Source organism: Flexivirga lutea, from assembly GCF_054778955.1.
Genome location: NZ_BAAGZB010000001.1, coordinates 1,110,264 through 1,136,908, shown reverse-complemented (window position 1 = coordinate 1,136,908; position 26,645 = coordinate 1,110,264). Strand labels below are relative to the sequence as shown.

The window sequence follows — 26,645 nt, the reverse complement described above, 5'->3', positions numbered from 1 at the left end:
GATAGGATGCCTAAGTGACTTCCGAACCGTCCTCCGTGCAGCCGTGACGGGGGCGGTCTTCGGCCAGCTCGCACCGTCGCGACGTCGTCGCCGGCAGCCGCAGCCGTCCCCGGACGGCCCTGCGCGCCGCCCGCGTACGGAGTGGTTCGACCGGTTCCTCGCATCCGACCCCGGACTCAACCGGCTACGGATGGCGCTGCAGGTCGTCGTCAGCATCGGCGCCGCCCTGCTCGCCGAGCGGCTCTTCGTCCACCTCACCGGCGCCCTCCAGCACCCGTCGAGCGGCCTGCCGGCCGCCGCCGCCGCGCAGGTGTCCGCGGGCAACCACGCCATGCTGGTGATGAGCATGATGGTCGGCGCCATGGTCTGCATGATGGCCACCTTCGCGGCGCCGATGCTGCCCTCGGTCGGCCGGCTCTACCTGACCATCCTGCTGATGCCCCTGCCGATGATCGCCGGGCTCGCCGTCGGGCTGGCCACCGGCGCGCACCGGGCCGTCGCGCTGACCCTGCTGACCGCGATCCTGGCCGGCGGGGCCTACCTGCGCCGTTTCGGCCCATGGGGTTTCTTCGGCGGCCAGTTGCTGTTCATGGGCGACTTCATGGGATTCTTCCTGGGCAGCCAGGTCGGGTTCGCCACGCTGGCGTGGCTGGCGCCCGAGGTGTGCGTCGGCGCCGCGGTCGCCGCCCTGGCCCAGCTGCTGCTCTTCCACCCCAGTCGAAGGCGCACCCTGCGGCGCATCCGGCGCAGCTTCGGCAGCCGAGCCCGTGCGCTGGTCGACACCGCAGTCGACGTCCTGGACGACCCGGGCGATCGGCGTGCCCATGCCCGCCTGCAACGACGCACCGTCCGTCTCAACGAGACCGCCCTCATGCTCGACGCGGCCCTCGGTGTGCCGGGTGCCGTGCCCGACGGCGCGACCGCCCGCCTACTGCATCGGGTCGTGTTCGACGCCGAGCAGGCGCTCAGCAACATGGCCAGGTTCGCCGCCACGCTGGGGCGGCTGGCACTGCAGCCGCAGGACGCGACGCTCGTCCGGCAGGCGCTCACCGCTGTCGGCCGGCACGACGCCGCCGGAGCCCACGACGCCGCCACCCGCTTGTTCGACCGAGTGCGCGATGCGAGCACGCCCCGACTCGTGGCGATCGAGGGATCCGATGAGCGTCACCGCCGGGTCATCCTGCACCGGTTCGCCACGAGCGTTCAGGACTGGTCACAGGTTGCTGCCGACCCGTTGCGGCGCCGTCCCGGCGACCACGCCGGGGACCGCGACAGCGACTGCGGGGAGCCGGAGGCGTTCACCTCGCCGGTCCAGCTCATCGGCGGCTGGTTGCCCGGCTCGTCGATGGTCAGCGCCAGTGCGTCGACCGAGCGCGGCCCCCGACTGCTGGACCGGGTCCGTATGGCGCCGAACGTGCGCATCGCGTTGCAGATCGGCGTCGCGGTCAGTGGCGCCATACTCCTGGGCAGCCTGCTGTCCGAGCGGCGTTTCTACTGGGCGGTGATCGCCGCGTTCGTCACGTTCATGGGCGCGAACAACGCACTCGAACAGGTCCGCAAAGGGCTACTGCGCGTGGTGGGCACGCTGATCGGGGTGCTCATCGGCTCGTTGCTGGCGCACGCGATCGGCCACCACACCGACCTGGCGGTGCTCACCGTGCTGGTCGCCATCGGACTCGGCATCTACCTGCTGCGGATCAGCTACGCGTTCATGGTCGTCGGCATCACCGTGATGGTGTCGCAGCTGTACGTCCAGCTCGGCGAATACTCCGATTCACTGCTCCGCCTGCGCCTGGAGGAGACCGCGATCGGTGCCGCCGTCGCGATCGTGACCGTCCTCGTCGTCTTCCCGCTGCGCTCCTGGCAGGTCGTCCGGGTGGCGGCACGCGACCACGCCCAAGCGGTCCAGACGCTGGCCGACGGCACCCTGCGCCGACTGACCACAGCCGACCAGGACGCGCAGCCGGAGGGCGAACTTCACGCTGCCGCAAGGAATCTCGACGCCACCCACCAGACCCTGGTGGCCGCGCTCCGTCCGGTGCGCGGCTTGCCGGGACCCGGCAGCGACATACACCGCGGCCTGCGGGCGGCGGCCGACGCCTCCGTCCACCGCGCTCGCATGATGCTGCGCGAGAGCGAGCAGCTGCGCTCCGCGGACGGTGCCGGGGACCGCCTGCGACCTGACGCCGACGCGTTGGACGGAGCGCGCCGGCAGTTGCACGCGTCGCTGCAGGCCATCACGGACGCGCTCACCGAGGACCATCGCGCCCGTGATCACGTCTACACCAGGTCGGCGGCGCTCTTCGACGCCGTCGCGGCCGGTCGCCGCGATGCCCAGCGGATCACCACCGAACAGCTGCTGCTGCGCGACGCCTGCCTGCTGGACGAATCCATGGCCGCCTTCGCGGCCGCGGCCGACCTGCAGGTCCGCGCCCTCGACACCGTCGGCGCACAGGCCGAATGACGGCTGCGGAGCTGACGATCCGCCGGGCTCAGCGCTGGGAGAGCATCTCCGCCACGAGGAACGCCAGCTCCAGGCTCTGCTGGTGGTTGAGCCGTGGGTCGCAGGCCGTCTCGTAGCGCTTCTCCAGATCGGCGTCGAGGATCTTCTCGCTGCCGCCGAGGCACTCGGTCACGTCGTTGCCGGTGAGCTCGACGTGCAGGCCGCCGGGCACCGTGCCCAGTCCGCGGTGCACCTCGAAGAAGCCACGCACCTCGTCGATGATGTCGTCGAACTCGCGGGTCTTGTAGCCGGTCGACGACTCGAAGGTGTTGCCGTGCATCGGGTCGCAGATCCAGACGACCTGGGCGCCGGTCTCGGTCACCCGCCGGACGATCGCCGGCAGCTTGTCGCGCACATTGCCGGCGCCCATCCGGGTGATGAAGGTCAACCGTCCGGGCTCCCGGTGCGGGTCGAGCCGGTCGATGAGCCGGGCGATCTCGTTCGGGTCGGCGGTCGGGCCCAGTTTGACGCCGATCGGGTTGTGGATCCGGGCCGCGAAGTCGACGTGCGCGTGGTCCAGCTGGCGGGTCCGCTCGCCGACCCACACGAAGTGCCCGGACACGGCGTAGGGGTTGCCGGTGCGCGAGTCGATGCGGGTCAGCGGCTGCTCGTAGTCCAGCAGCAGCGCCTCGTGGCTGGCGAAGAACTCCACGCCCGACAGCGGGGTGGAGTCGAAGTCCACACCGCACGCGAGCATGAACTTCATCGCGCGGTCGATCTCCCGGGCGATCGACTCGTAGCGGGAGTAGGCGGCATTGGCGATGAAGCCGCGGTTCCACTCGTGCACCTGCCGCAGGTCGGCGAATCCGCCGGTGGTGAACGCGCGCACGAGGTTCAGCGTCGAGGACGCCGTGTGGTAGGCGCGCAACAGCCGCTGCGGGTCGGGGGTGCGGGCGGCCGCATCGAACTCGAAGTCGTTGATGATGTCGCCGCGAAACGCCGGCAGCGTCACGTCACCGCGGGTCTCGGTGTCCTTGCTGCGCGGCTTGGCGTACTGCCCGGCCAGCCGGCCGATCTTGACCACCGGCGTGCTGGCGCCATACGTCAGCACAGCAGCCATCTGCAGGATCGTCTTGACCCGGTCACGGATGTTGTCGGCGGTCGCCTCGGAGAAGCGTTCGGCGCAGTCGCCGCCCTGCAGCACGAACGCGTCGCCGACGGCCGCGGCGGCCAACCGCGAACGCAGCACGTCGCACTCGCCGGCGAAGACCAGCGGCGGCGCGGCCGCCAGCTCGGCACGCACCCGGTGGACCTCGTCCGCGTCCGGCCACCGCGGCTGCTGCAGAGCCGGCAGCGTGGGCCACTCGATCTGCTCGGTCAGCAGGCGGGGTGCGGACGAGGTGCCGGCAGTCGTGTCAGGGGTCGTCGTGCTCACGAGCCAAGGGTACGGGCGCCCCGTGGGTATGCCGCGCGCGGTATTGCCTACTGGGACTTCTCGTCCGGCTCGGTCTCCTTCTCGTCCCGGTGGTGCTGCAGACGGTCCTTGGCCTGGGTGGCCAGCGCGGCGGCGCCGCCGCCGAGTTCCTTGGCCTTCTGCGTCAGACCGCCCTTCTTCAGCGAGGCGGCATACACGTCGACATACTCCTGCCCGGTCAGGAGCATGATCTCGTACATCACCTCGTCGGTGATCGAGCGCAGCACGAAGCGGTCGTCCTGCATGCCTTCGTAGCGGGAGAAGTCGATCGGCTTCCCGAAGCGCACGTGCGGCCGCACGATCCGGCCGAACAGCTTGCCCTGCGGTGCGATCAAGTCGGTGCCGATGACGCCCACCGGGACCACCGGGGCGCCGGACTCCAGCGCGATCCGGGCGATGCCGGTCTTGCCCTTGAACAGCCGGCCGTCCGGCGAGCGGGTGCCCTCCGGGTAGATGCCGAAGACTTCTCCCTCGCGCAGGATGCGCAGCCCTGTCGCCAGCGCGCCGGCGGCCGCGCTGCCGCTGCTGCGATCGATCGGCACCTGACCGGCACCGGAGAAGAAGGCTTTCTGCAGCCGGCCCTTGAGTCCGGGGGTGTTGAAGTATTCGGCCTTGGCCACGAAGGTGACGCGGCGAGGGATCACCAGCGGCATGAAGAGCCAGTCGGCGATCGACAGGTGGTTGCTGGCCAGGATGACCGGGCCGCGCTCCGGGACGTGCTGGGCACCCTCGACCGTGGGCCGGAAGATGCCCTTGAGCAGCGGGCCCAGCAGCACCCACTTGAGCAACCAATAGAACACCGCGTCTCCTTCGCACCGATGGTCCGCCGGACCGCTGGCACTCGAGCTGAACAACCTCACTGGTCCGCGTGCAGGATACGACAGGCGCGACCGCCCGCCCGGCGAGGTGAAAGGATGTCCTGCACAGCCCCGCACCACCCTCGACGGAGGAACGACCATGGACGTGCTGCCCGGCGCCGAGCCCTTTGCCCATGACGGCTCCGCCACGGGTGTGCTGGTGTGCCACGGCTTCACCGGGTCACCGCAGAGCATGCTGCCGATCGCGCGGCGCTGCGCCGACGCCGGCTACACCGTGCGCCTGCCCCGGCTGCCCGGGCACGGCACCACGTGGCAGGACCTCAACACCACCGCGTGGCCCGACTGGTGGTCGGAGGTCGATGCCGCGTATGACGAGTTGCGCCGGCGGTGTGACCGGATCGTCGCCGTCGGCCTGTCGATGGGCGGCACCCTGGCGACGCTCGCGGCGCAGTCGCATCCGCACGGGATCCACGGACTGGTGCTGATCAATCCGGCATACACGATGAGCGACCTGCGGCTGCGCGCCCTGCCGTTGCTGCAGCACGTCGTGCCGTCGATCGCAGCCATCGCGGGCGACATCAAGAAGCCCGGGGTGCGGGAGCTCGCCTACGACCGCACCCCGCTGAAGGCCCTGCAGTCGCAGCGGCAGCTGTGGGCGCAGGTGACCCGGGATCTGCCGCAGGTGACCCAGCCGCTCCTGCTGCTGCATTCCCCGCAGGACCACGTGGTGCCACCGGAGTGTTCGGCGCTGCTGCTGGCGCGAGTGTCCAGCACCGACAGGACCGAGATCTTGCTGACCGACAGCTACCACGTCGCCACCCTCGACAACGATGCCGAGCTCATCGAGGATGAAACCATGCAGTTCATCCAGCGGGTGACTGGGCGGTCGTCATGAGAGTGCGCACGACAGTGAAGTCGTCATGAGCCTCGAGGGCCGCGAGGAGCCCGACGAGCAGACCGACATCGACCGCCGGTTCGCCGAGATCATCGAGCATCTCGACCCGTCGTTCACCGTCGCCGACACACCGGCGCCCCTCGAGCGCCCCCGCGCGGCCGGCAAGTCCGCGGCGGACGAGCAGCCCGAGCCGGAGCGGCCGCCGTCGGCACCAGCACCGCCGCCATCGCCGTTGGCCGGCATGCCGGCTCAGTGGCGTATGCCGCCCAGCGGTGCCGAGTCCTTCCTGGACGACGACGAGGCCGACACGTTCGTGCCGGCGCCGCCCCAGCCGCTGCCCAGCGGTGACGACCTGGGCTTCTGGGCGATGGCCGGCTGCCTGATCGGCGGGCCGGTCTGGCTGCTCTACCTCTTCTTCTTCGACCGATACGCACAGTCGTTGTGGTGGGTGCTGGCCTGCGCCGTGTTCGTCGCCGGCGTGGTCCAGCTGATCATGCGCTCGCCGAAGAACCGCGACGATCTCGACGACGACGACGACGGCGCCGTCCTATAGGTCCGCCAGCGCGCTGAGATCCACGTCGACCACGACCGGCAGGTGATCGGTGGCAGCCGCGAGCCGGTCCGCCGGTAGCGCCAGCGCGGGTGAGCTGCCGGGCAGGCCGGCGGAGGCGAAGACGGCGTCGATCCGCTCATGCGGGTGCTGCGCGGAGTAGGTCGGTCGGTCCGCGGAGACTTCCCGCAACTGGCCGGCCAGGTGTCGCCAGGTGTGTCCGCCGGGCTCCTCGTTGAGGTCGCCGCCGAGCACCATCGGGAGTCGACTGCGGCCGGCCGCGGCGAGCAGCTCGCGGATCTCCGGCGCGCGGTCAGCGGCACGCAACGACAGGTGCAGGCTGGCCGCCACGAGCGGGCGGTGTCCCGGCAGGCGCACGGTCGCCATACCGAAGCCACGCGGTTCATCGAACCGGCGCACCGGCAGGCTTCCGTGGCAGGCGTCGAGCACGTCCAGCCGCAGGCTGGTCATCAGCGTCGTGCTCATCCGGTAGCGGCGGCCGCCGAACCACGTCAGGCCCACCTCGTCGGCGAAGCCGGCGATTCGGTGGCCCGACACCGGGTGGCGCGGAACCTCCTGCAACAGCAGCACATCCGGCGCGATGGTGCGGATGATCTCGACGAGCGCGGACCGGTCCTGCTTGAGCGCACGCACGTTGTACGACGCCACCCGGATCCGGTGGGTGTCCGGCGCGGCGGTGCTCATCGTGACTCCGTTCCCGCCGCGGCTTCGGCCACCGCGGTGCGCGCCAGATCGGCTGCCCCGACGAAGCCCGACTCGTTGCCGAGCGCTGCCTGGACGATGCGGGCCTCGGGCCGGTAACCGCGCCCGGCGAGATGTCGGCGGAAGGAGTCACGGGCCGGGTCCAGCAGCATGCTGCCGGCGGCACTGACGCCGCCCCCGATGACGAATGCGCCGGGGTCGAAGGCGTTGGCGAGATTGGCCAGGCCGGTGCCCAGCCAGGCGCCGATCTCGGCCAGCAGTTCGGCGGCCGTCGGATCCCCCGCACGGGCGGCTTCGGTGATCATCGGACCGGTGAGCTCTCGCGGGTCGCCGGCCACGCTCGCGGCCAGGTCGTGGGCCAGTGGTGAACCGGCCAGGACCAGTGATCGTGCTTCGCGCACCAGCGCGTTGCCGCTCGCGTACTGCTCCCAGCATCCGCGGTTGCCGCACTCGCAGCGGTGCCCGCCCGGCATCACCTGCATGTGACCGAACTCGCCGGCGATGCCGAACCGGCCGCGCTGGATGCGGCCGTCCACGACGATCGCGCCACCGATGCCGGTGCCGAGATTGACCATCACGACGTGCGACTCCCCTTGCACGTTGCCGAAGCGGTATTCCGCCCAGCAGGCCGCGTTGGCGTCGTTGTCGACGAAGACGGGCATGTCCAGGCGCTGCAGCAACGCCGCTCGTAGCGGTTCGTGCCGCCAGGACAGGTGCGGCGCGAAGACCACCGTCGCGCGGTCCGCCGCCACGAAGCCCGCGGCGCCGATGCCGATGGCGACGACGTCCGCGGTGGCACGAGCCTGCAGATCCTGCACCACTTCGACGATCAGGTCCTCCACGACCTTCGGCTCGGTCGTGCGGTGCGGCGTGTTGCGACGCACCTGGTCGACGACCGTGCCCGACGAATCCACCAGGCCGCCGGCAACCTTGGTCCCGCCGATGTCGATGCCGATCGCCAGCGACGGCTGCGCTTCGGTCACTGTGCCCACTCCTTCACCCCTGTGTCCGCGTACCTCGCCCGCACCTCAGTCGTCCTCTCCCCCGGTCACCGGCACGTCCATCCCTTCGTCACGATCACCAGCCGCGGGTCCGGTGGTGTCGGTGGCGCGGCCCTCCCGGGCGGCGGTGCGCAAGCCACCCGCGACCATCCCGAGCAGGTCGGCCACCCGGTCCAGCAGGTCCGGTTGGACGGCCTGCACCAGGCCGGCGAGTCGGCACACCGGGCACATCCGGCACACCGCCTCGACGGCCGGGGCGTGCGCACAGTCACAGCCGGGTGCGGCGGTGTGGTGGTCGGCGCTGGGGGAGGCGGCGCTCGACGCCTGCCCAGCAGCGTCGCCGGGATCTCGGTCCGCGGCCGTCGCGTCGTACGACGCCCTCGCATCGGTGGCCCGATGGGTGTTCTGCGCCCAGGTCGCGAACGCTTCGGCGAGCCGCATCGCCTCGTCCGCGACCGATGCCGGCCCCGGTTGCCCATTGCGGGCGCCGGAGGTGTCAGCGGGTTCGTCGGGTGTCACGTCAGGCTCCTGCTCGGATCGGACTGAATGCGACGTCCAGCATGCCGTCCCGCAGTCGCGCGCTCGACGGGTGGCACCGCTGCAACGCGGACGGCAGCTCGAGGACCGACCGGTGCCCGCACGCGGACAGAGTCACGCTGTGGCCGGCCCACCGCAGCCTGAGTTGTCGAAAATCATGCAACGGCAACAGCATTCGCAGTTGGTATCCCTCGGTCGAGTGTTCGGGCTCGATGCGCACCGGGAGGCCGGTGTCGGTCCACAGCGTGGGCGGCGACGCGTCGGCGCGCAGGCGCGGCACACCGGGCAGCAGTGCGTCGTCGACGTCGTCGCCGAGGCCGACCACCCCACGCAGGTGCACGCCGCTGAGCGCGATACCGACCCCGAGCCGCGCCGTCTTGGCGGCTTCCCCCGCGACCAGCAGCGCACCGCCGGACGCGCCGCAGACCGCGTGGCGTAGGGCGCGCGACCGTCGGGCCGCCTCCTGCAGGTGAGTGAGCAGCACGGCATGCGGTCTGGCCACCCCGATCGCGGACAGCACCGGCCGGCCGCCGCGCAGCCACGCCGGCACGAGCCGGGACATGCGCAACAGAGTGCCCGGAAGCGTTCGGGCCAGCCGCGCGAGTTCCGGGCCACGCGTGCCGCTGTCGACGATGACCGTGTGGTCGGCGCCGTGGTCGAGCGGCAGGGACCACAGCAACTGCAGGGTCGACGCGGTGAGGGTCTGGCGCAACGGATCGAGGAGTTCCGCGGCGGCGCCGAGGGAGTCCCACACAGCCGATAGCGCGTGCCGGTCGGCTTCCTGGTGCTCCGGCCCCCGCACCACCGATGCCTGCCGGCACCGCGCGCCGGCCCCGTCGTACGGATCGTCGTCCAGCACGGTGACCGCGCGGCCGTCGGCGGCGAGCCGGTCGGCCAACGCGGCCGCCACGGTCGACGCGCCTGCTCCGCCCGGTCCCGCGACCAGCAGAACGCGTGGGGCCATCAGCCTTCGACGCGCTTCTTCAAGCCCTTCAAGGCGGTGTCGATGATGGTCTTCTCCGCCTTGCGGCGGATCATCCCGATGACCGGGATGCTCAGGTCGACGGTGAGTTCGTAGGTCACGTCCGTCGTGTCGCCCGCCCCGGTCAGCCGGTAGACGCCGTCCAGGGACTTCAGGATGCTCGACTTGACCAGCTGCCAGGAGACGACGCCGGTGCCGTCCTCTGCGACATCCCAGGTGTAGGCCAGCACGTAGGTGTCCTTGATGACCCCGGCATCGAGGGTCAACTGCACCTGCTCCGGCCACCCCTGCTCGTCCTCGCGGAGCACCTCGGCCTGTTTGATCTGGCCGGTCCATTCGGGGTAGCTGTCGAAGTCGGCGATCACGTCGAGCACCTCCGCGGGCGCGGCCTGGATCGTCACGGAGGACCTGGTGCTGTCAGCCATGCCGGGGAGCCTACCTGCCGGCACGCAGGAAGGTCTGGAACGGCGACCGCAGCGAGCCGACGCTCACCCCGAAGGCCGCCACGAACTCCTGCCGGCCGCCGGTGTGCGCCGACCGCACGAAGGTGGTGAACCGGGGCAGCCCGAAACGGTCCACCAGGAAGGCACACCAGGCGTAGGCCTGCTGGTATGCCGCCTGCGGTGCGGCGTCGAAGTCGGCCTCCGATGGCGGCCCGACGGGGACCCGCCCCGCCCGCACCGCCTTCGTCAGCTGGGGCGTCAGCCGGGACACCGACAGCCCGGTGGCGTGGTAGGCGGTGAACTCGGCCGCCCCCTCCACGATCCAGCGGGCCAGTCCCGGACGATTCTCCTGGTGCAGGGTGACGTGGGTGAACTCGTGGGTCAGCACCACGATCCGGCCCTGCTCGGTCACCCGGTTGAACAGCGCCGGCGCGAGGACGACACGGCCGTCCGGCGTCGTCGTCGCCGCAATCTGCGCGCCCGACTCGGCGGATCCGCCGAGCGTTCGGAAACCCGAGTCGTCGGCGGGCACCTCCACCAGCAGCGGGTCCGGCAGCGCGCCCGCGCCCCAGACTTTCCGCACCCGATCGACCGCCGTGGTCGCGTCACGGGCGACGGACTGCAGCCGCGGTGTCGGCACATCGCCGGTCACCACGAGGCGTCCGGCACGGACCGTGCGGGTCGCCGCGGCGGCACGACCGGCCGACCCGTCCGACCCGGCTGACCCGGGTGATGCCGTCGAGCCACAGCCGGTCACGAGCGCGCCGACCAACGCCGACGCGGCCGCACATACCGTGCGCCGCGAGATCGCCCGCCGGCCCGCCGTCGTCACCCGGTCGACCGTAGTGGCCTCCAGCTTTCGATCCGCGCAGTGGCGGTCACCGCTTCGTGTGCCGTGATCAGCCCGGCCGACGCCAGGGTGTCGACCGCTCGTCGCTCGTCACTGTCCAGGCGTTGCTCCAGCGGTGCGAGCTGCAGCAGCGCGGTCACCATGCACTCCGCGCAGTGCCGCTCACGCACCGGGCAGGTCTCGCAATCGATCCGCATGTCTTCACCTCTTCGCTCGTGGCCGATGGATCAACCGTTGACCTCGACGCTAGGACCGACCTATGACAACCCCCTCCGTGCCGCTTCCCCAACCAGTGTGGTGAGCCGGCCGAGCCGCTCGGTCGGCAGCCGCCAGGACTGCCAGTACAACGGCACGTCCGCGCGATGGCCGCGGACCACCGGCACCAGCCGTCCGTCGTCGACGTGCCCGGCGGCCTGGGCGACCGGCACCATGCCCCAGCCGAGGCCCGCCGCCACCGCGGCCACGAACGACTCCGAGGACGGGACCTCGTGCAAGGCGCCGGTCGGGCGCACGTCATACGAACGCAACAACGCCTCCTGCAGGTCGTCCCGGTCGTTGAAACGGACCCGCGGCATCGCGGCCAGGTCCACCGTGCGCCCGCGCCGATGCCGTTCGCGCAGCTCGGGCGTGCACAGCGGCAGGTATCGCATGAGGCCCAGCCGGCTGACCGAACATCCCTGGACGGCAACAGGATCGGAGGTGATGGCGGCCACCACGGCGCCGGAACGCAACAACGCCGCACTGTGCGCCTGATCCTCCACACGCAGGCGCAGCGCGACGTCCGGCCAACGAGCCACCCTCTCGAGCACCACTGCGAACCAGGTCGCCAACGAATCGGCGTTGACCGCGACGGCCAGCGGTTCACCACCGTCGCCGGCCAGGCCCAGCTCCGCGAGCGCCTCGCTCTCCAGCGCCGCCCGCTGACGGCCCAGCCGCAGCAGAACCTCACCGGCCGCAGTCGGCCGCACCGGCGAACTGCGTTGCACCACCACGGCGCCCACCGCGACCTCGAGCGCGCGGATCCGCTGGCTGACGGCCGATGGTGTGATCCGCAGCCGGCGCGCGGCGGCCTCGAACGTCCCCTCGTCGGCCACCGCCACCAACGTGTGCAGCTGATCGTCCTGCATGAAGCGATGCTAATGGTCAGTGAGAAACATTCGCTGGTCTGAATATCGGGGGTTGCCTAGAGTGACCGCGTCATGTTGAGTGCCTTCGCCACCGGGCTGTTCGCCGGCCTGTCCCTCATCGTCGCGATCGGCGCACAGAACGCCTTCGTGTTGCGCCAGGGTCTGGCCCGGGAACACATCGGCACCGTGATCCTGATCTGCATCGCAGGTGACGTCCTGCTGATCAACGCCGGGGTCGCCGGGGTCGGGGTCGTCGTGCAGAGTCACCCGACCGTGCTGACCGTGTGCCGGTGGCTCGGCGCGGCATACCTGGTGTGGTTCGGGATCCGCTCCCTGCTCGCCGCTCGCCACCCGTCCGCGCTGGAGAACGGCATACCGGTGGCTCGGCGGTCCGTCGCCGCGGTGGCCCTCACGATCACTTTCCTCAACCCGCACGTCTACCTGGACACGGTGCTGATGCTCGGCAACATCGCGAACCAGCAGGGGTCGGCCGGCCGCTGGTGGTTCGCCGTGGGTGCCTGCCTCGGCAGCGTCGCGTGGTTCACCACCATCGGGTACGGCGCTCGGTTCGCTTCACGCTGGATGCGGCGACCGCAGACGTGGCGGGTGCTGGATCTACTGGTCGGCGTCACCATGCTCACCGTCGCGCTGCTGCTGCTGACGGGTTGACGGCGGCGCGCCGGACCACGTCTGTCACACCTGCGCCATACCTTCGTCCGTATGACCTCGCCGGCCCCGATCCAGTCGACCTTCGACGACCTCGGCACATCGCTTGCCGACGTCACGTTCGTCGTGCTGGACCTGGAGACCACCGGCGGCAGCGCCACCGAGTGCCAGATCACCGAGATCGGCGCCGTCAAGGTGCGCGGCGGGCAGCAGCTCGGCGAGTTCCAGACCCTCGTCAACCCGGGCGAGCCCATCCCCGCCTTCATCTCGGTGCTGACCGGCATCACCGACCCCATGGTGGCCTCGGCTCCGCACATCGGCTCCGCGCTACCGGCCTTCCTCGAATTCATCGGCGATGCGGTGCTCGTGGCGCACAACGCCCGGTTCGACATCACCTTCCTGAAGGTCAACTGCGAACGCCAGGGCCTGCCCTGGCCGGGCAACACCGTGCTCGACACCGTGCACCTGGCCCGGCAGTTGGTGACCCGCGACGAAGCACCCAACCACAAGCTGTCCTCGCTCGCTCGGGTCTTCAGCACCCGGGTCACCCCCGACCACCGGGCGTTGCACGACGCGCAGGCGACCGTCGACGTGCTGCACGGGCTCATCGAACGGGTGGGCAATCTCGGCGTGCACACGCTGGAGGAGTTGCGGTCCTACACCTCACGGGTGACGCCCGACCAGCGCCGCAAGCGCTTTCTGGCGGACGCCCTGCCTTCGGCGCCGGGGGTCTACGTCTTCAAGGACGAGCGCGGCCGACCGCTCTACATCGGCACCTCGATCGACATCAAGCGCCGGGTCCGCACCTACTTCACCGCCAGTGAGCACCGTAGCCGGATGGCAGAGATGGTGCGGCTGGCCACCTCGGTGACACCCATCGTCTGCCACACCACCCTGGAGGCGCAGGTTCGCGAGCTGCGCCTGATCGCCGAGCACAAGCCTCGGTACAACCGTCGCTCCCGTCATCCCGAGCGGGCGATGTGGCTGAAGCTGACCCCTGAACTCTTCCCCCGGCTCTCGATCGTGCGCGCGGTGCGCGACGACGGCGGCACCTACGCCGGCCCGTTCACCTCGCGGGCCGCCGCCGAGCAGGCGGTGGCCGCGGTGCACGAGGTCGTGCCGCTGCGTCAGTGCACCAGCCGGTTGTCCCGCAGAGGCACCGGATCGGCATGCGCACTGGCCGAGATGGGGCGATGCGGCGCCCCCTGCGACGGCCGGCAGTCCCCCGACGAATACGCGCAGATCGCGCTGCGCGTCGCCAGGGCACTCGACGGTGACGGCCACCACGTGCTCGATGCTCTCGATGATCGGTTGCGCACGCTCGCCGCGGACCAGCGCTTCGAAGACGCTGCAGTGGTTCGTGACCGGATGCTCGCGTTGGTCCGCGCCGCTGCCCGTGCCCAACGTATGACGCCGTTGGCCACCAGCGCGGAGCTGATCGCCGCCGCGCCGACGCCGGTCGGCGGGTGGGAGTTCACCTGCGTGCGTTACGGCCGCTTCGCCGGCGCCACGGTGTGCCCGCCGCGCACCGACCCGCGCAGCTACATCGCGGCACTGCGCGAGAGCGCCGAGCACGTCCGGCGGCCTGATGCACCGGTTCCGGCCGCGACGCACGAGGAGACCGAGAAGATCCTGCGGTGGCTGGAACAGCCCGGCGTCCGGATCGTCGACATCGACGGCACGTGGGTGTGCCCGGTGGGCGGCGCGGCGCGGGCCGAGGCGTCGCTGGACGAGACGATCGACCAGGCCGACGCCCTCGGTTTCGAGGACTCCACCGCGTTGCGCCGACGGACCCGGCCACAGCGTGCGACCGCGTGAGATGTGCCCGTGACATTAAGCTGAGGGCATGATTTCTGCGATCGTGATGATCAAGGCCGATGTCCACCGCATCCCCGAAGTGGCGCAGGAGATCTCCGAGATCGACGGCATCGCCGAGGTCTACAGCGTGACCGGCGACGTGGACCTGATCGCGGTCGCGAAGGTCGCCCGGCACGAGGATTTCGCCGACGTCATCGCCGACCGGCTCAACAAGGTCGAGGGGGTGCGGGACTCACAGACGCACATCGCGTTCCGCACCTACTCCAACAGCGACCTCGGCGCGGCCTTCGCCATCGGACTGGACGACTAGGCCCGGCGGGCAGCCTCGGTGGTCGCCGCCCACCGATCCACCACGGCGGTCGCCGCGCCCGAGTCGATCGACTCGGCCGCCCGCGCGATCCCTGCATCGAGGGCCGCGCCAAGATCGTCATACGGCCCGAACCGCCCGGTGGCCTCCCCGCTGCCGACGACGGCGAGCGCCAGTCCCGCGTTGAGCAGGACCGCGTCGCGCACCGGGCCGAGCGTGCCGGCGAAGAGTGCGCGCGCGACCTCGGCGTTGCGCGCGGCGTCGCCACCGCGCAGCGCTTCGATGCCGACCAGTTGCACGCCGTGGTCCCGCGGGTCGATCGTGTGAGTGCTCACCCGGCCGTCGGCCACCCAGTGCACCGTCGACGTCGTCGTCACCGTCACTTCGTCCAGACCGTCGTCGCCCCGGGAGACCGCAGCGTTGCGCCCGCGTTCAGCGAACACGCCGGCCATCAACGGCACGATCCGGGGGTCGGCCGCACCGATCGACGCGAACTGCGGCGCCGCGGGATTGGTGAGCGGGCCGAGCACGTTGAACGCCGTGCGAATGCCGAGCTCGCTGCGGGTCGGTGCGGTGAAACGGAACGACGGATGGAAGGTCTGCGCGAAGCAGAAGGTGATCCCGGCCGCTCGTGCGACGGACGCCACCTGCGCCGCCGTCAGGTCCAGTCGGATGCCCAGCGCCTCGAGCACATCGGCCGCGCCGGATTTCGAGGACGCGGCACGGTTGCCGTGCTTGACCAACGTCACGCCGGCACCGGCGCAGACGATCGCGGACATGGTCGAGATGTTGACAGTGTGCGCGCCGTCGCCGCCGGTGCCGACGATGTCCAGGGTCGTGCCGGGGACCGTGATCGGCACCGCGTGCCGGATCATCTCGTCGGCCAGGCCGCGCAACTCGTCGACGGTCTCGCCCTTGGCCCGCAGCGCCACCAGGAAACCGGCGATCTGCGAACCGGTCGCCTCGCCGGACATGATCTTGTCCATCGCCCACCCCGCCTGCGGGGCGGTGAGATCCTGCCCGTCCAGCAGGGTGTTGAGCAGCGCCGGCCAGCTGAACTCCGCTGCCATCTCGGCGCGGTCGATCAGGAAGCGACCCCGCGACGCACCAGGTCGGCGATGGCCGATCCGATCGTCAGCGGGTCGATCGGGTGCGGCACGGCGGCGTCGCACTGCGACCAGACCGCCAGCCAGCCGTCGGACGGACGGCCGGTCAGCACCAGGACCGGCGGACACTCGAAGATTTCGTTCTTCAGCTGCCGACACAGCCCCAGGCCGCCGAGCTTGGCCGCCTCACCGTCGAGGATGAGCAGGTCGTAGTGCTCCTTGTCGACGGCGTCGACCACGGCCGCAGGAGTCGCGCACTCACGCCAGCTGGTGATCTCCACGTCCTTGGCCGGACGACGACCGACGCCCAGCCGGACTGCGTCTCGGGTGGCGATGTCGTCGCTGTAGAGCAGGACGGTCAGCTCGTGCACGCCACCGGATGTCTTGCCTGCCGGGACCACTGCGGAGGATGCGCTCATGCCAGTTCCCTCCTCCGTCGGGTACTGCCATTCGCCTGCACCGTCGGTCGCTCGCTGCGCTCGCTCATGGCACCCGATGCTACTGGCCCGGTCGGGCACGAACGACAGCAGCCGGGCGTTCCACCACACGACACCGCCCGTATGACGGCACCTTTTACCCGCTCATGGCGCGATTCGAGCAGAAACGCTGCTACGAAAAGGAACTCGTCAGGGGGTCGCTCGCGCATACTTGCCCCGATGGGGCCATAATGGCGGACGTGGCGACCGCAACGACGGCTCATACGAGCGATTCCCCGATCCCGGCAGGTCATGGACCTGTCAGTCGACCCAATCTGACGGCAGTCGGCACCATGGTGTGGCTGGCCAGCGAGTTGATGTTCTTCGCGGGACTGTTCGCGATGTACTTCACGATCCGCTCCGTGGCCGGGCCGCTGTGGACCGAGCGCACCAGTCACCTCGAGGTCGGCTTCGCCTTCGGCAACACCCTGATCCTGGTGATCTCCTCGATCTGGTGCCAGTTCGGCGTCTTCAAGGCCGAGGCCGGCAAGCCGCACCGCGACGGCAAGTTGTGGCAGCTGGGCAGCTGGGGCATGCGCGAGTGGTACGTCCTGGCGTTCCTCTTCGGCGCCATCTTCGTCTCCGGGCAGGTGCTCGAATACTCCAACATGTTCGGTGAGGGCATCTCGCTGAACTCCGACGCCTACGGCTCGATGTTCTACTTGACCACCGGCTTCCACGCGCTGCACGTCACCGGCGGCCTGATGGCCTTCCTGATGATCATCGGCCGCACGTTCACCGCGAAGAAGTTCACGCATCACCAGGTGACCGGCTCGATCGTCGTGTCCTACTACTGGCACTTCGTCGACGTCGTCTGGATCGCACTGTTCGCCACGATCTACCTGCTCCAGTGACGGGCGGCTGCCTGAAGATGTCGACCACCCATTCCCCCAACGACGACAGGACGACTTCGTGAGTTCACTCGTTGCCCGCCGCCGGCACCCGGCAGCGATCGTGATCGTGTTGCTTCTCGGTCTCATCATCACCGGTGGCCTCTACTCCGCGTTCGCTCCCAAGAACGCCGACGCCGCGTCCAGCACCACGCAGGCCGCTGCCGCCGGACACAAGCTCTTCTTGACCAACTGCGCCAGCTGCCACGGCCTGGACGGTGCCGGTGGCGACGGTGGTCCCTCCCTGGTCGGGGTGGGCGCTGCGGCCGTCGACTTCCAGGTCGGCACCGGCCGTATGCCGCTCGCCGCCCCCGGAGTGCAGGCGGAGCGGCACGGCACCCAGTTCAGCCAGCAGGAGACGTCCGACCTGGCGGCATACGTCGCATCGCTCGGCGACGGTCCGGCAGTTCCCGCCGCCAGCCTCACCAACGGCGGCGGCGACATCGCCAAGGGTGGCGAGCTCTTCCGCGTCAACTGCGCGATGTGCCACAACTTCGCCGGCTCCGGCGGTGCACTGACCCGCGGCAAGTACGCGCCGAACCTGATGGACGTCTCGGGCAAGCACATCTACGAGGCGATGCTGACCGGCCCGCAGTCGATGCCGGTCTTCAACGACACCAACCTGTCACCGCAGGACAAGAAGGACATCATCTCGTTCCTGCAGAACGTCAAGACGGAGTCGAGCCCCGGCGGCTGGAGCCTGGGCAACCTGGGTCCGGTGCCCGAGGGTCTGTTCGCCTGGACCATCGGCATCGGCATGTTGATCCTGATCGCCGTCTGGCTCGGTAAGAAGGCTGCCTGATGACTGACGACAACGAAGCTTCGCTGCCCGCCTCCGGCTCGCCGGACCACGCGGTGAGCCACGAAATATCCGGCCGCACGGTCGACACCCGCGCCGGCCGCCACGCGCTGCCGGACCGGTTCGAGAACCCAGGCCTGCCGCCGCACGTGCACCGCCTCGGCGACCACGACGAGGCGGCCGCGCGCCGCAGTGAACGTCAGGTCGCCACACTCTTCGGCCTGTCCATGCTGGCCACCGTCCTGTTCGTCGTCGCCTACGCGATCATCGGCGAGGACGAGAACATCACCCTGCCGATCCTGGGCAAGGTGCACGCGCTGCACGTCGCGCTCGGCGTGACGCTCGCGGTGTCGCTGCTCGGCATCGGCCTGGGCGCGATCCACTGGGCCAAGACGCTGATGTCCGACGAGGAGGTCATCGAGGAGCGTCATACGCTGCGGTCCGACGACGAAGCACGCGCCGGCGCCATCGCCGTCCTCAATGACGGTGCGGAGTCCTCCCAGATCAACCGGCGCCCGCTCATCAAGTACAGCCTGGGTGGTGCACTCGGCCTGTTCGCCGTGCCGCTCGGCCTGCAGCTGATCGGCGGCCTGGGACCGTTCAAGGGCGACGTCGAAGACCTGCGCACCACGCTGTGGGACACCGAGGTGCCGGTGCTCGGTCCCGACGGCAAGCCGGAGATGAAGAACGGCAAGCCGGTGACCCGCCCCCGTCGCCTGATGCGCGACCCCGACGGGACCGCCATCCGACTGTCCGACGTGACGCTGGGTTCGGTCTTCCACGTGCTGCCCGAGGGCATCAACGACACCGAGCACCCGATCAACGAGAAGGTCAAGGCGTCGGTCATCCTCATCTCGCTGCAGGAGGACCGGATCAAGGTCGCCCGTGAGCGTGACTGGGGCATCAACGGCGTTGTCGCCTACTCGAAGATCTGCACGCACGTCGGCTGCCCGGTCGGGCTCTACGAGCAGACCACCCATCACCTGTTGTGCCCGTGTCACCAGTCGACGTTCGACCTGACCAACGACTGCCACGTCATCTTCGGCCCGGCGAAGCGACCGCTTCCCCAGTTGAAGATTGCAGTGGACGATGAGGGATACCTCTACGCGCCGCACGGCTTCGACGAGCCGGTCGGCCCGAGCTTCTGGGAGCGTGGCTGATGAGCGCCGACCGAGTGAGTGAACAGGACGGGGCACGCAGCACCGCTGACGCGTTGCGTGCGGACGACAAGATGACTGCACCCTCCGGTGGTGGCGGTCCGGTCGGCGCCGTCGCCAACTGGATGGACGAGCGCACCGGCGCCGCCAAGGGCGTGCGCTACCTGATGAAGAAGGTCTTCCCCGACCACTGGTCCTTCATGCTGGGCGAGATCGCGATGTATTCGCTGATCATCCTGCTGATCAGCGGCACGTTCCTGACCTTCTGGTTCGTGCCGAGCATGGGCGAGACCGTCTACCAAGGCCCCTACGTCCCGCTCAAGGGCGTCGAGATGAGCCAGGCGTTCGCCTCCACCGTGCACATCTCGCTGGACGTCAAGGGCGGTCTGTTGATCCGGCAGATCCACCACTGGTCCGCGCTGATCTTCGTGGTCTCGATCGCCCTGCACATGTTCCGCGTGTTCTTCACCGGCGCGTTCCGCAAGCCGCGTGAGATCAACTGGATCATCGGCCTCTTGCTGGCCATGCTTGCCATGGTCGAGGGCTTCATCGGCTACTCGCTGCCGGACGACCTGCTGTCCGGCACCGGCATCCGCGCGATGCAGGGCTTCATCCTGTCGATCCCGGTCGTCGGCACCTACATCAGCTACATCCTCTTCGGCGGTGGTTTCCCCGGCGAGGACATCATTCCGCGGTTCTTCACCATCCACGTCCTGCTGTTGCCGGCCATCCTGGTGGGGCTGTTCACCGCGCACATCATCCTGGTGATGGTGCACAAGCACACCCAGTACCCCGGCCCGGGACGCACCAACAAGAACGTCGTCGGCTTCCCGATGATGCCGGTCTATGCGGCCAAGGCCGGTGGCTTCTTCTTCGTCGTCTTCGGTGTCACCACGCTGATCGCCGGCCTGGTCTCGATCAACCCGATCTGGATGTATGGCCCCTACGCGCCGACGATGGTCACCGCCGGCTCGCAGCCGGACTGGTACATGGGGTTCGCCGACGGCGCGCTCCGATTGTTGCCCGGATTCCTGGAGTTCGATCTCTTCGGCAAGACCTGGAGCTTCAACATCATGATCGGCGCGATCCTGATGATTCCGATCCTGTGGACGATCATGGGTCTCTATCCGTTCGTGGAGAAGTGGGTCACCGGCGACAACGAGGAGCATCACCTCCTCGACCGGCCGCGCAACCGACCGACCCGCACCGGCCTGGGTATGGCTGCGATCACCTTCTACGGCATCCTGTTCGCCGCCTGCGGCAACGACATCATCGCGATCAAGTTCCACCTGTCGATCGACGACATCACCCGCACCTTCCAAGTGGGGCTGATCGTCGCGCCGGTCATCGTCTTCTGGGTCGTCAAGCGGCTGTGTCTGTCACTGCAGCGCGCCGACCGTGACCTGGTGTTGCACGGCCGCGAAAGTGGGCGCCTGGTCCGCACTGCGAAGGGCCGGTTCTTCGAGGCCCACGAGTCGCTGGACGACTTCCAGCGGTGGCCGTTGGTCGCCTTCGACTCCCCCGCCCCGGTGGAGCTGACCTCCGAGACCGACAGCCACGGTGTCGCTCGTAAGAGCGCGCGCAAGGATCGCCTGCGCGCTCGGTTGACGCACTACTACTTCAAGGACCGTGTGGAGCCGGTGACTCCGATGGAACTCGCGGCAGCCCACCACGACGGGCATGCGACCGAGGAGATCGAATCGCGCCCCGACGAGGCCGAATCGGGCCACATGCACGGAGGTGCCGAGGAGATCGGGGCGGCCCACGCCTACGGTCACCCGACACCCCACAACAAACAGGACTGAGTCGGCAGACTCATCCCGCGCAACGGCCGCGCTCACCGACCTCGGTGAGCGCGGCCGTTGCGCGTTCGGCGACGGTGGTTACTCTGCAGCCATGCCGATCCAGCTCAGCACGGAGCAGTTCGAGGACGCGGTCGCGGACGCTCTGGACACCATCCCGCAGGACCTCCTGGACCGCCTGGACAACGTCGCGATCAGCGTCGAGGACGAACCTGAGCCCGGCAGCGTACCCGGCCTGCTGGGCCTCTACGTCGGCGTCCCGCTCACCCAGCGCGACTCCAGCTACGGGCTGGGGCAACTCCCGGACCGCATCTACATCTTCCGCGGTCCGCTGACCCGGTACTGCCACACGCGTGAGCAGCTGCTGCACCAGATCCGGGTGACCGTGCTGCACGAGATCGGCCATCACTTCGGCATCAGCGACGCGCGGCTGCACGAACTCGGCTGGGGGTGAGTCCCGCGCGGCGCAGGTGGGCGTCGCGTGGCCCGCGTGGGTGTGCGTAAGCGGCAACGGTCGCCGACTGTGCGCGGGTGGGGTGGGTGCGGGCGTGCATCACCGGCAACGGTCGCCGATTGAGGCGGGTCTGGTGCCCTGCGGGCGCGTGTCACCGGCAACGGTCGCCGACTGGGTTGCACAGCGAAGCGGCCCGCCATACATCGTGTATGACGGGCCGCTTCGTGCTGACTCAGATGGAGTGCTCTCCGTGGAAGTACTCGAAGACCCAGCCGATGGCGGCCAGTGCGACGAACGGCACGGCGAGCATGACCAGCCACCAGCCCACCGCCAGACCCAGAGCGATGATCGCCAGGGAGGCGCCGAGGAACAGCGGCCACCACGAGTGCGGGCTGAAGAATCCGTAGTCGCCCTCGACGTCGTTCTGCTCGCCCATCGGATCGTCGTCCGGACGCAGATCGATCTTGCGGCCGGTCCACCAGAAGAAGCCACCGATCAGTGCGCTCAGCGCACCGGAGAGGTAGAGCCCGACGGAGCCGACTGGCTCCTCCCAATAGGTGGCGATCCCGTAGATGGTGCCCATCACCACGAAGAAGATGGTGAGGAAGCCGAAGAGTTTGAATTCAACCTTCATGGCGAGATTCACTCACCCTTCCCGGGCTTGTCACCCAACGACTGGTTGCCGCGGTCGCCCGGACCCACCAGCTGAGCAAGCGTGTCCTCCGACGCCTTGACCGTCCACGAGGCCGCCTGCGGGTGGTGCAGGTCGAAGGCGGGACGCTCGGAGCGGATCCGCGGGATCGAGTCGAAGTTGTGCCGCGGCGGCGGGCAGGAGGTGGCCCATTCCAGGGATCCGCCGTAGCCCCACGGGTCGTCGACCTCGACCTTGGGCGCGGTCCGCCAGGTCTTCCAAACGTTGTAGATGAACGGCAGCATCGAGATGCCGAGGATCAGCGCGCCCACCGACGAGATGTCGTTCATCCACTGGAAGTCGTCGGAGGGAAGGTAGTCGGCGTACCGGCGCGGCATGCCCTTGACACCCAGCCAGTGCTGGATCAGGAACGTGGTGTGGAAACCGATGAACAGCAACCAGAAGTGCAGCTTGCCCAGCTTCTCGTCGAGCATCCGGCCGGTCAGTTTGGGCCACCAGAAATACCAGCCCGCGAACATCGCGAAGACGACGGTGCCGAACACCACGTAGTGGAAGTGCGCGACCACGAAGTAGGAGTCGGACAGGTGGAAGTCCAGCGCGGGACTGGCCAGGATGACGCCGGTGAGGCCACCGAACAGGAAGGTCACCAGGAAGCCGACCGACCAGAGCATGGGTGTTTCGAAGGTGAGCGACCCGCCGTACATGGTGCCGACCCAGTTGACGAACTTCACGCCCGTGGGCACCGCGATCAGCATCGTCATGATCGCGAAGAACGGCAGCAGCACTTGGCCGGTCGCATACATGTGGTGCGCCCACACGCTCACCGACAGAGCGGCGATCGCGATGGTCGCAAAGACCAGGGTCTTGTAGCCGAACACCGGCTTGCGGGAGAAGACCGGGATGATCTCGGAGATGATGCCGAAGAACGGCAGGGCGATGATGTAGACCTCGGGGTGCCCGAAGAACCAGAACATGTGCTCCCACAGCATCGCTCCGGCGGTCTGCGGGTCGAAGACGTGCGCCCCCATGATCCGGTCGGCGCCGAGTCCGAACAGTGCCGCCGCGAGGACCGGGAAGACCACGAGCACCAGGATCGAGGTGATCAGCACACCCCAGGTGAAGATCGGCATCCGGAACATCGTCATACCGGGTGCGCGCATGCACACGATGGTGGTGATGAAGTTGACCGAGCCGAGGATCGTGCCGAATCCGGCCAGCGCCAGACCGAACACCCACAGGTTGCCACCGACACCGGGGCTGTAGGTCGCGTTGGACAGCGGTGCGTAGGCGAACCAGCCGAACGCGGCTGCACCCTGGGGGGTGAGGAAGCCGGCGCTGGCGATCAGGCCGCCGAACAGGTAGAGCCAGTAGGCGAACATGTTCAGTCGCGGGAACGCCACGTCCGGCGAACCGATCTGCAGCGGCATGATCGCGTTGGCGAAACCGGCGAACAGCGGTGTCGCGAACAGCAACAACATGATGGTGCCGTGCATGGTGAACAGCTGGTTGAACTGCTCGGGGTTTTCCACGATCTGCAGACCCGGCGAGACGAGCTCGGCGCGGATCATCAGCGCGAGCACTCCGCCGATCAGGAAGAAGGCGAACGAGGTGATGAAGTAGAGGTTGCCGATCACCTTGTGGTCGGTGGCAGTGATCCACTTGACGATCGTGCGGCCCGGGTGCCGGGTCGCGGAAGGAGTCGTGGGGTTCGCGTCACCGGTGCCACCGGCGTCCCCCACGCGTGGCGTGACGATGCTGGCCATTACTTCGCTCCTTCGGTGACGATGTCAGAGCCAGTGATCCCCGGGGGGAGGTACTGCTGCATCTTCTGCTGGGCCTGCTGCTCGAGCGTCGAGGAGTCCCGGACCAGCGCATTGGACAGGAAGCCGACGTTGCCCCGGTCACGCAACTGCTGCATCTTCTTCTGGAAGTCGGACTGACTGACGACCTTCACGTTGAACAGCATCTGTGAGTGGTAGGCACCGCACAGCTCGGCGCACTTGCCCTGGTAGGTGCCGATCTCGGTCGGAGTGACCTGGAACTTGTTGACCTTGCCCGGGATCATGTCCATCTTCTGCAGGAACTGGATCACCCAGAAGGAGTGAATGACGTCCCGCGAGGTGAGCACGAACTCCACCTTCTTGTCCACCGGCAGGTAGAGGGTCGGGATGGTGCTCTCCGGGTTCGGCGCCGACATGTTGGCCTGGGTGCCCGCGTCGTAGACCTTCGCGTTGACGTAGTTGAAGTCCCAGGACCACTGCTTGCCGACCACATTGACCGTGACGTCCGGCTTCTGGCTGGTGTCCAGCATCTTGTTTTCCATCTGCACGGTCTTGCCGAAGAAGACGGCGACCATGAAGATCGGCACGACCGTGAAGAGGATCTCGATCGGCACGTTGTAGGCCAGCTGCGGCGGGAGGCCGACATCGGTCTTCTTGCGGCGGTAGCGGATGACGCAGTAGATGATCATCGCCCAGGTGATGACGCCGACCACGAGCGCCCAGACCCATGCAGACACCCAGAAATCGGTGATCTGCTTGCTCAGGCTGGTCACGCCCTTGGGTAGGTAACCGCGCTTCTCCACGGGGGTGCAGCCGGTCAGCAGCAGCGCGCTGACGGCTATCAGACCTCCGAAGGCGACCTTGCTGCGCCGCCGTCGCCCAACAGGCTGGGAACGGCGCGCGGATTCCACGAGGGGTTTGTCAGATCCGGGCACATGCAGACTCTATCCCAGTCGTATTCGAAGTCGACGTCAGGGCAGGCCCTCGGGATGGATCAATTCGACTGTCCCAACGACCAACTCGGCGAAAAGGTGCCCGCCGGGTGCACAGCGCTCGCCGGCCGCCGACCCGTCCGGCCGCCGCGGAGCCGGGGATCCCGGCTCTACAGAGTGTCGAACGGTCCGTCGTGGCCCACTGGGTCGTCCCAGCACGGCGGCAGCGGCGTCTCCCCCGCCTCCGCCACCCGACGCAGGTATTCGCGGCGCGGGATCTCCCGGACACCCAGGGTGGCGAGGTGCCCGGTCTGCCACTGCACGTCGATGAGCCGGCGCGGGTCGCCGTCGCCGAAGACGAGTTCGGTCAGCGCCCACACCGCGACCTTGCCCGCATCCGTCGCGCGATGAAACATCGATTCCGCTGCGAACAATCCTCCGGTGCAGACGCCGTACAGTCCCCCGACGAGCCGACCTTCGCCGTCCCACGTCTCCACCGAATGGGCCCAGCCGAGCAGGTGGAGCTGTTCGTATGCCGCCCGTATGTCGGGGGTGATCCAGCGGCCCGAGCGGGACGGGTCGGCGCAGGCGTCGACCACGTCGGTGAACGCGGTGTTGTAGGTGAGCCGGAACCGATGCCGCGTCCGCCGCAGCGAACGTGAGACGTGGAAGTCGCCTGGCAGCAGGACACCGCGGCGGACCGGTGACCACCAACCGATGGGTCGCCGCCCGTCGTCGCCGATGCCCATCGGGAACATGCCCGCCCGGTATGCCGCCAGCAACGTCCCCGGTTGGAGGTCGGCGCCCACGGCGATCAGGTCCTGGGCGACGTCCTCCTGCTGCTGCTCGTCGAGGTTCCAGCGACTCGGGGCGGGTTCGACGGGCACGGGCGCGCCCTCAGCCGCGTGGGCAGGCCAGGAGCGGCTCGACGGTGGCGGCGGTCTTGTCGCCGTACGACTCGCCGAGCCGGTTCAGGAAGTCCTGCTTGCGCAACACGTATTCCTGCGTGCCGACGGTCTCCAGCACGTAGGTCGCCAACATGGAGCCGATCTCGGCGCAGGTGCGCAGGTCCAGCTCCCATGTCAGCCCGGCGAGGAAGCCGGCACGGAACGCGTCGCCGACACCGGTCGGGTCCACCCGGCCGACCTCCCGGGCGACGGGCACCTCGATCGGGTCCTCGTCGCGACGCAGGATGACCGCGCCCTCCTTGCCCTTGGTGATCACCCGGGTGCCGACCTGCTGCAGGATCTCGTCGGCCGACCAGCCGGTCTTCTGCTCGGTCATGTGGGCTTCGTACTCATTGGTGAACAGGTAGTCGGCGCCGCTGATGAGCTCGCGGATGAACGGACCGTCGGCGAATGCCAGCTGCTGGCTGGGGTCGGCGATGAACGGGATGCCCCGCTGACGACACTCGATGGTGTGCCGTCGCATGCCTTCGGGATCGGACGGGCCGACCATCACCATGTCCAGTCCCCCGAGCCGGCGGGCGACCGGCGCGAGTTCGATCTCGCGGGCCTCGCTCATGGCACCTGCGTAGAACGTGGCGATCTGCGCCATGTCGTCGTCGGTGGTGCAGACGAAACGCGCTGTGTGCTTGGTCTCGGAGACGTAGACGGACTCGCAGTCGACGCCGTGCCGCTCCAGCCAGGACCGGTAGTCGGCGAAGTCCTCGCCCACCGCGTCGACCAACACCGGGTGCAGGCCCAGGTTGGCCATTCCGAAGCAGATGTTGGCCGCGACTCCGCCGCGACGGATCTGCAGGTCCTCGGCAAGGAAGGACAACGAGAGCTTGTCCAACTGGTCGACGACGAGCGAGTCGGCGAACCGACCCTTGAACGTCATCAGGTGATCGGTGGCGATGGATCCGGTCACGGCGATCTTCATGGGGTCCAACCTATGACAGCAGCGCGCGGACCGGACGACCACCGCCCGCCGAAGTGCTGCCGGTGCTCCGCCGCGCTG

General features: G+C 68.9%; 28 protein-coding genes. 11 read left to right on the top strand and 17 right to left on the bottom strand.

What is annotated here, in order from left to right; all coding sequences use genetic code 11:
* The first annotated feature begins 43 nt into the window (after positions 1-43).
* On the top strand, positions 44-2,464 hold the full coding sequence (locus ACYVBN_RS05295; protein ID WP_460599591.1) for an FUSC family protein: 2,421 nt from the start codon (positions 44-46) through the stop codon (positions 2,462-2,464).
* A 28-nt stretch (positions 2,465-2,492) separates the two neighbouring features.
* Here the strand turns inward: ACYVBN_RS05295 and ACYVBN_RS05290 are convergent, their stop codons facing one another.
* Positions 2,493-3,827, bottom strand: a complete 1,335-nt coding sequence (locus ACYVBN_RS05290; protein ID WP_460599800.1) for a class II 3-deoxy-7-phosphoheptulonate synthase — start codon at positions 3,825-3,827, stop codon at positions 2,493-2,495.
* Positions 3,828-3,925: 98 nt separating this feature from the next.
* Entirely contained in the window at positions 3,926-4,717 is a 792-nt protein-coding gene (locus ACYVBN_RS05285; RefSeq protein ID WP_460599590.1) for a lysophospholipid acyltransferase family protein, read from the bottom strand.
* Between the two features lie 157 nt (positions 4,718-4,874).
* Here ACYVBN_RS05285 and ACYVBN_RS05280 point away from each other — a divergent pair, with 157 nt between their 5' ends.
* Both ACYVBN_RS05280 and ACYVBN_RS05275 read left to right on the top strand, forming a co-directional pair.
* Positions 4,875-5,630: an alpha/beta hydrolase gene (locus ACYVBN_RS05280; RefSeq protein ID WP_460599589.1), complete on the top strand. Its 756-nt coding sequence runs from the start codon at positions 4,875-4,877 to the stop codon at positions 5,628-5,630.
* A 25-nt stretch (positions 5,631-5,655) separates the two neighbouring features.
* Positions 5,656-6,183, top strand: a complete 528-nt coding sequence (locus tag ACYVBN_RS05275; RefSeq protein WP_460599588.1) for a hypothetical protein — start codon at positions 5,656-5,658, stop codon at positions 6,181-6,183.
* Here ACYVBN_RS05275 and ACYVBN_RS05270 read toward each other — a convergent pair.
* The 8 genes from ACYVBN_RS05270 to ACYVBN_RS05235 are packed head-to-tail and all read right to left on the bottom strand — an operon-like array spanning position 6,178 to position 11,843.
* Entirely contained in the window at positions 6,178-6,885 is a 708-nt protein-coding gene (locus tag ACYVBN_RS05270) for an endonuclease/exonuclease/phosphatase family protein (RefSeq protein WP_460599587.1), read from the bottom strand. The genes ACYVBN_RS05275 and ACYVBN_RS05270 overlap by 6 nt on opposite strands.
* Entirely contained in the window at positions 6,882-7,886 is a 1,005-nt protein-coding gene (locus tag ACYVBN_RS05265; protein WP_460599586.1) for an ROK family glucokinase, read from the bottom strand. The genes ACYVBN_RS05270 and ACYVBN_RS05265 overlap by 4 nt, the downstream gene beginning before the upstream one ends.
* A 45-nt stretch (positions 7,887-7,931) precedes the next feature.
* Positions 7,932-8,423: a hypothetical protein gene (locus ACYVBN_RS05260; RefSeq protein WP_460599585.1), complete on the bottom strand. Its 492-nt coding sequence runs from the start codon at positions 8,421-8,423 to the stop codon at positions 7,932-7,934.
* Position 8,424: 1 nt separating this feature from the next.
* Complete coding sequence (locus ACYVBN_RS05255; protein ID WP_460599584.1) at positions 8,425-9,405, bottom strand: hypothetical protein; 981 nt, start codon at positions 9,403-9,405, stop codon at positions 8,425-8,427.
* Entirely contained in the window at positions 9,405-9,848 is a 444-nt protein-coding gene (locus ACYVBN_RS05250) for an SRPBCC family protein (RefSeq protein WP_440283489.1), read from the bottom strand. The genes ACYVBN_RS05255 and ACYVBN_RS05250 overlap by 1 nt, the downstream gene beginning before the upstream one ends.
* A gap of 10 nt (positions 9,849-9,858) precedes the next feature.
* The gene (locus ACYVBN_RS05245) at positions 9,859-10,698 is read right to left on the bottom strand and encodes a M35 family metalloendopeptidase (RefSeq protein ID WP_460599583.1); all 840 of its coding nucleotides are present in this window, start codon (positions 10,696-10,698) and stop codon (positions 9,859-9,861) included.
* A complete protein-coding gene (locus ACYVBN_RS05240) occupies positions 10,695-10,913 on the bottom strand; it encodes a hypothetical protein (RefSeq protein ID WP_460599582.1) in 219 nt (72 codons plus the stop codon). Before ACYVBN_RS05240 ends, ACYVBN_RS05245 begins: the two co-directional genes overlap by 4 nt.
* A gap of 60 nt (positions 10,914-10,973) precedes the next feature.
* Positions 10,974-11,843, bottom strand: a complete 870-nt coding sequence (locus ACYVBN_RS05235; protein WP_460599581.1) for a LysR family transcriptional regulator ArgP — start codon at positions 11,841-11,843, stop codon at positions 10,974-10,976.
* Between the two features lie 72 nt (positions 11,844-11,915).
* On the opposite strand from ACYVBN_RS05235, the gene ACYVBN_RS05230 reads away from it, so the two are divergent.
* From ACYVBN_RS05230 to ACYVBN_RS05220, 3 genes are read left to right on the top strand one after another with little or no spacing between them, the layout of a single operon-like run.
* Complete coding sequence (locus ACYVBN_RS05230; protein ID WP_460599580.1) at positions 11,916-12,512, top strand: LysE/ArgO family amino acid transporter; 597 nt, start codon at positions 11,916-11,918, stop codon at positions 12,510-12,512.
* A gap of 51 nt (positions 12,513-12,563) precedes the next feature.
* Complete coding sequence (locus tag ACYVBN_RS05225; protein WP_460599579.1) at positions 12,564-14,327, top strand: DEDD exonuclease domain-containing protein; 1,764 nt, start codon at positions 12,564-12,566, stop codon at positions 14,325-14,327.
* A 28-nt stretch (positions 14,328-14,355) separates the two neighbouring features.
* Complete coding sequence (locus ACYVBN_RS05220; protein WP_440283495.1) at positions 14,356-14,637, top strand: Lrp/AsnC family transcriptional regulator; 282 nt, start codon at positions 14,356-14,358, stop codon at positions 14,635-14,637.
* Here ACYVBN_RS05220 and trpD read toward each other — a convergent pair.
* The gene (gene trpD, locus ACYVBN_RS05215) at positions 14,634-15,704 is read right to left on the bottom strand and encodes an anthranilate phosphoribosyltransferase (protein ID WP_460599578.1); all 1,071 of its coding nucleotides are present in this window, start codon (positions 15,702-15,704) and stop codon (positions 14,634-14,636) included. The two genes, ACYVBN_RS05220 and trpD, sit on opposite strands and share 4 nt — an antisense overlap.
* A gap of 14 nt (positions 15,705-15,718) precedes the next feature.
* Positions 15,719-16,159 carry a response regulator transcription factor gene (locus ACYVBN_RS05210; RefSeq protein WP_460599577.1) on the bottom strand — a complete coding sequence of 147 codons (441 nt, stop codon included), beginning with the start codon at positions 16,157-16,159 and terminating at the stop codon, positions 15,719-15,721.
* 248 nt (positions 16,160-16,407) lie between these two features.
* Here ACYVBN_RS05210 and ctaE point away from each other — a divergent pair, with 248 nt between their 5' ends.
* From ctaE to ACYVBN_RS05185, 5 genes are all read left to right on the top strand, one after another.
* Positions 16,408-17,070, top strand: coding sequence for an aa3-type cytochrome oxidase subunit III (gene ctaE / locus ACYVBN_RS05205; protein ID WP_440283498.1), 663 nt, complete (start codon positions 16,408-16,410; stop codon positions 17,068-17,070).
* A gap of 58 nt (positions 17,071-17,128) precedes the next feature.
* Positions 17,129-17,908, top strand: a complete 780-nt coding sequence (gene qcrC / locus ACYVBN_RS05200) for a cytochrome bc1 complex diheme cytochrome c subunit (protein WP_440283499.1) — start codon at positions 17,129-17,131, stop codon at positions 17,906-17,908.
* Positions 17,908-19,065: a cytochrome bc1 complex Rieske iron-sulfur subunit gene (gene qcrA / locus ACYVBN_RS05195; RefSeq protein WP_440283500.1), complete on the top strand. Its 1,158-nt coding sequence runs from the start codon at positions 17,908-17,910 to the stop codon at positions 19,063-19,065. The genes qcrC and qcrA overlap by 1 nt, the downstream gene beginning before the upstream one ends.
* On the top strand, positions 19,065-20,867 hold the full coding sequence (qcrB, locus tag ACYVBN_RS05190) for a cytochrome b (RefSeq protein WP_460599576.1): 1,803 nt from the start codon (positions 19,065-19,067) through the stop codon (positions 20,865-20,867). Before qcrA ends, qcrB begins: the two co-directional genes overlap by 1 nt.
* A gap of 91 nt (positions 20,868-20,958) precedes the next feature.
* A complete protein-coding gene (locus ACYVBN_RS05185) occupies positions 20,959-21,318 on the top strand; it encodes a metallopeptidase family protein (protein WP_440281104.1) in 360 nt (119 codons plus the stop codon).
* A gap of 232 nt (positions 21,319-21,550) precedes the next feature.
* On the opposite strand, the gene ACYVBN_RS05180 is transcribed toward ACYVBN_RS05185, so the two are convergent.
* The 5 genes from ACYVBN_RS05180 to ACYVBN_RS05160 form a co-directional block, all read right to left on the bottom strand.
* Positions 21,551-21,952, bottom strand: a complete 402-nt coding sequence (locus ACYVBN_RS05180; RefSeq protein WP_440281105.1) for a cytochrome c oxidase subunit 4 — start codon at positions 21,950-21,952, stop codon at positions 21,551-21,553.
* 8 nt (positions 21,953-21,960) lie between these two features.
* Positions 21,961-23,733, bottom strand: coding sequence for a cytochrome c oxidase subunit I (gene ctaD, locus ACYVBN_RS05175; protein ID WP_460599575.1), 1,773 nt, complete (start codon positions 23,731-23,733; stop codon positions 21,961-21,963).
* Positions 23,733-24,686, bottom strand: a complete 954-nt coding sequence (gene ctaC / locus ACYVBN_RS05170) for an aa3-type cytochrome oxidase subunit II (protein WP_440281107.1) — start codon at positions 24,684-24,686, stop codon at positions 23,733-23,735. Before ctaC ends, ctaD begins: the two co-directional genes overlap by 1 nt.
* 167 nt (positions 24,687-24,853) lie before the next feature.
* A complete protein-coding gene (aat, locus tag ACYVBN_RS05165; protein ID WP_440281108.1) occupies positions 24,854-25,570 on the bottom strand; it encodes a leucyl/phenylalanyl-tRNA--protein transferase in 717 nt (238 codons plus the stop codon).
* Positions 25,571-25,580: 10 nt separating this feature from the next.
* Positions 25,581-26,567: a carbohydrate kinase family protein gene (locus ACYVBN_RS05160; RefSeq protein ID WP_460599574.1), complete on the bottom strand. Its 987-nt coding sequence runs from the start codon at positions 26,565-26,567 to the stop codon at positions 25,581-25,583.
* Between the last annotated feature and the right edge of the window lie 78 nt (positions 26,568-26,645).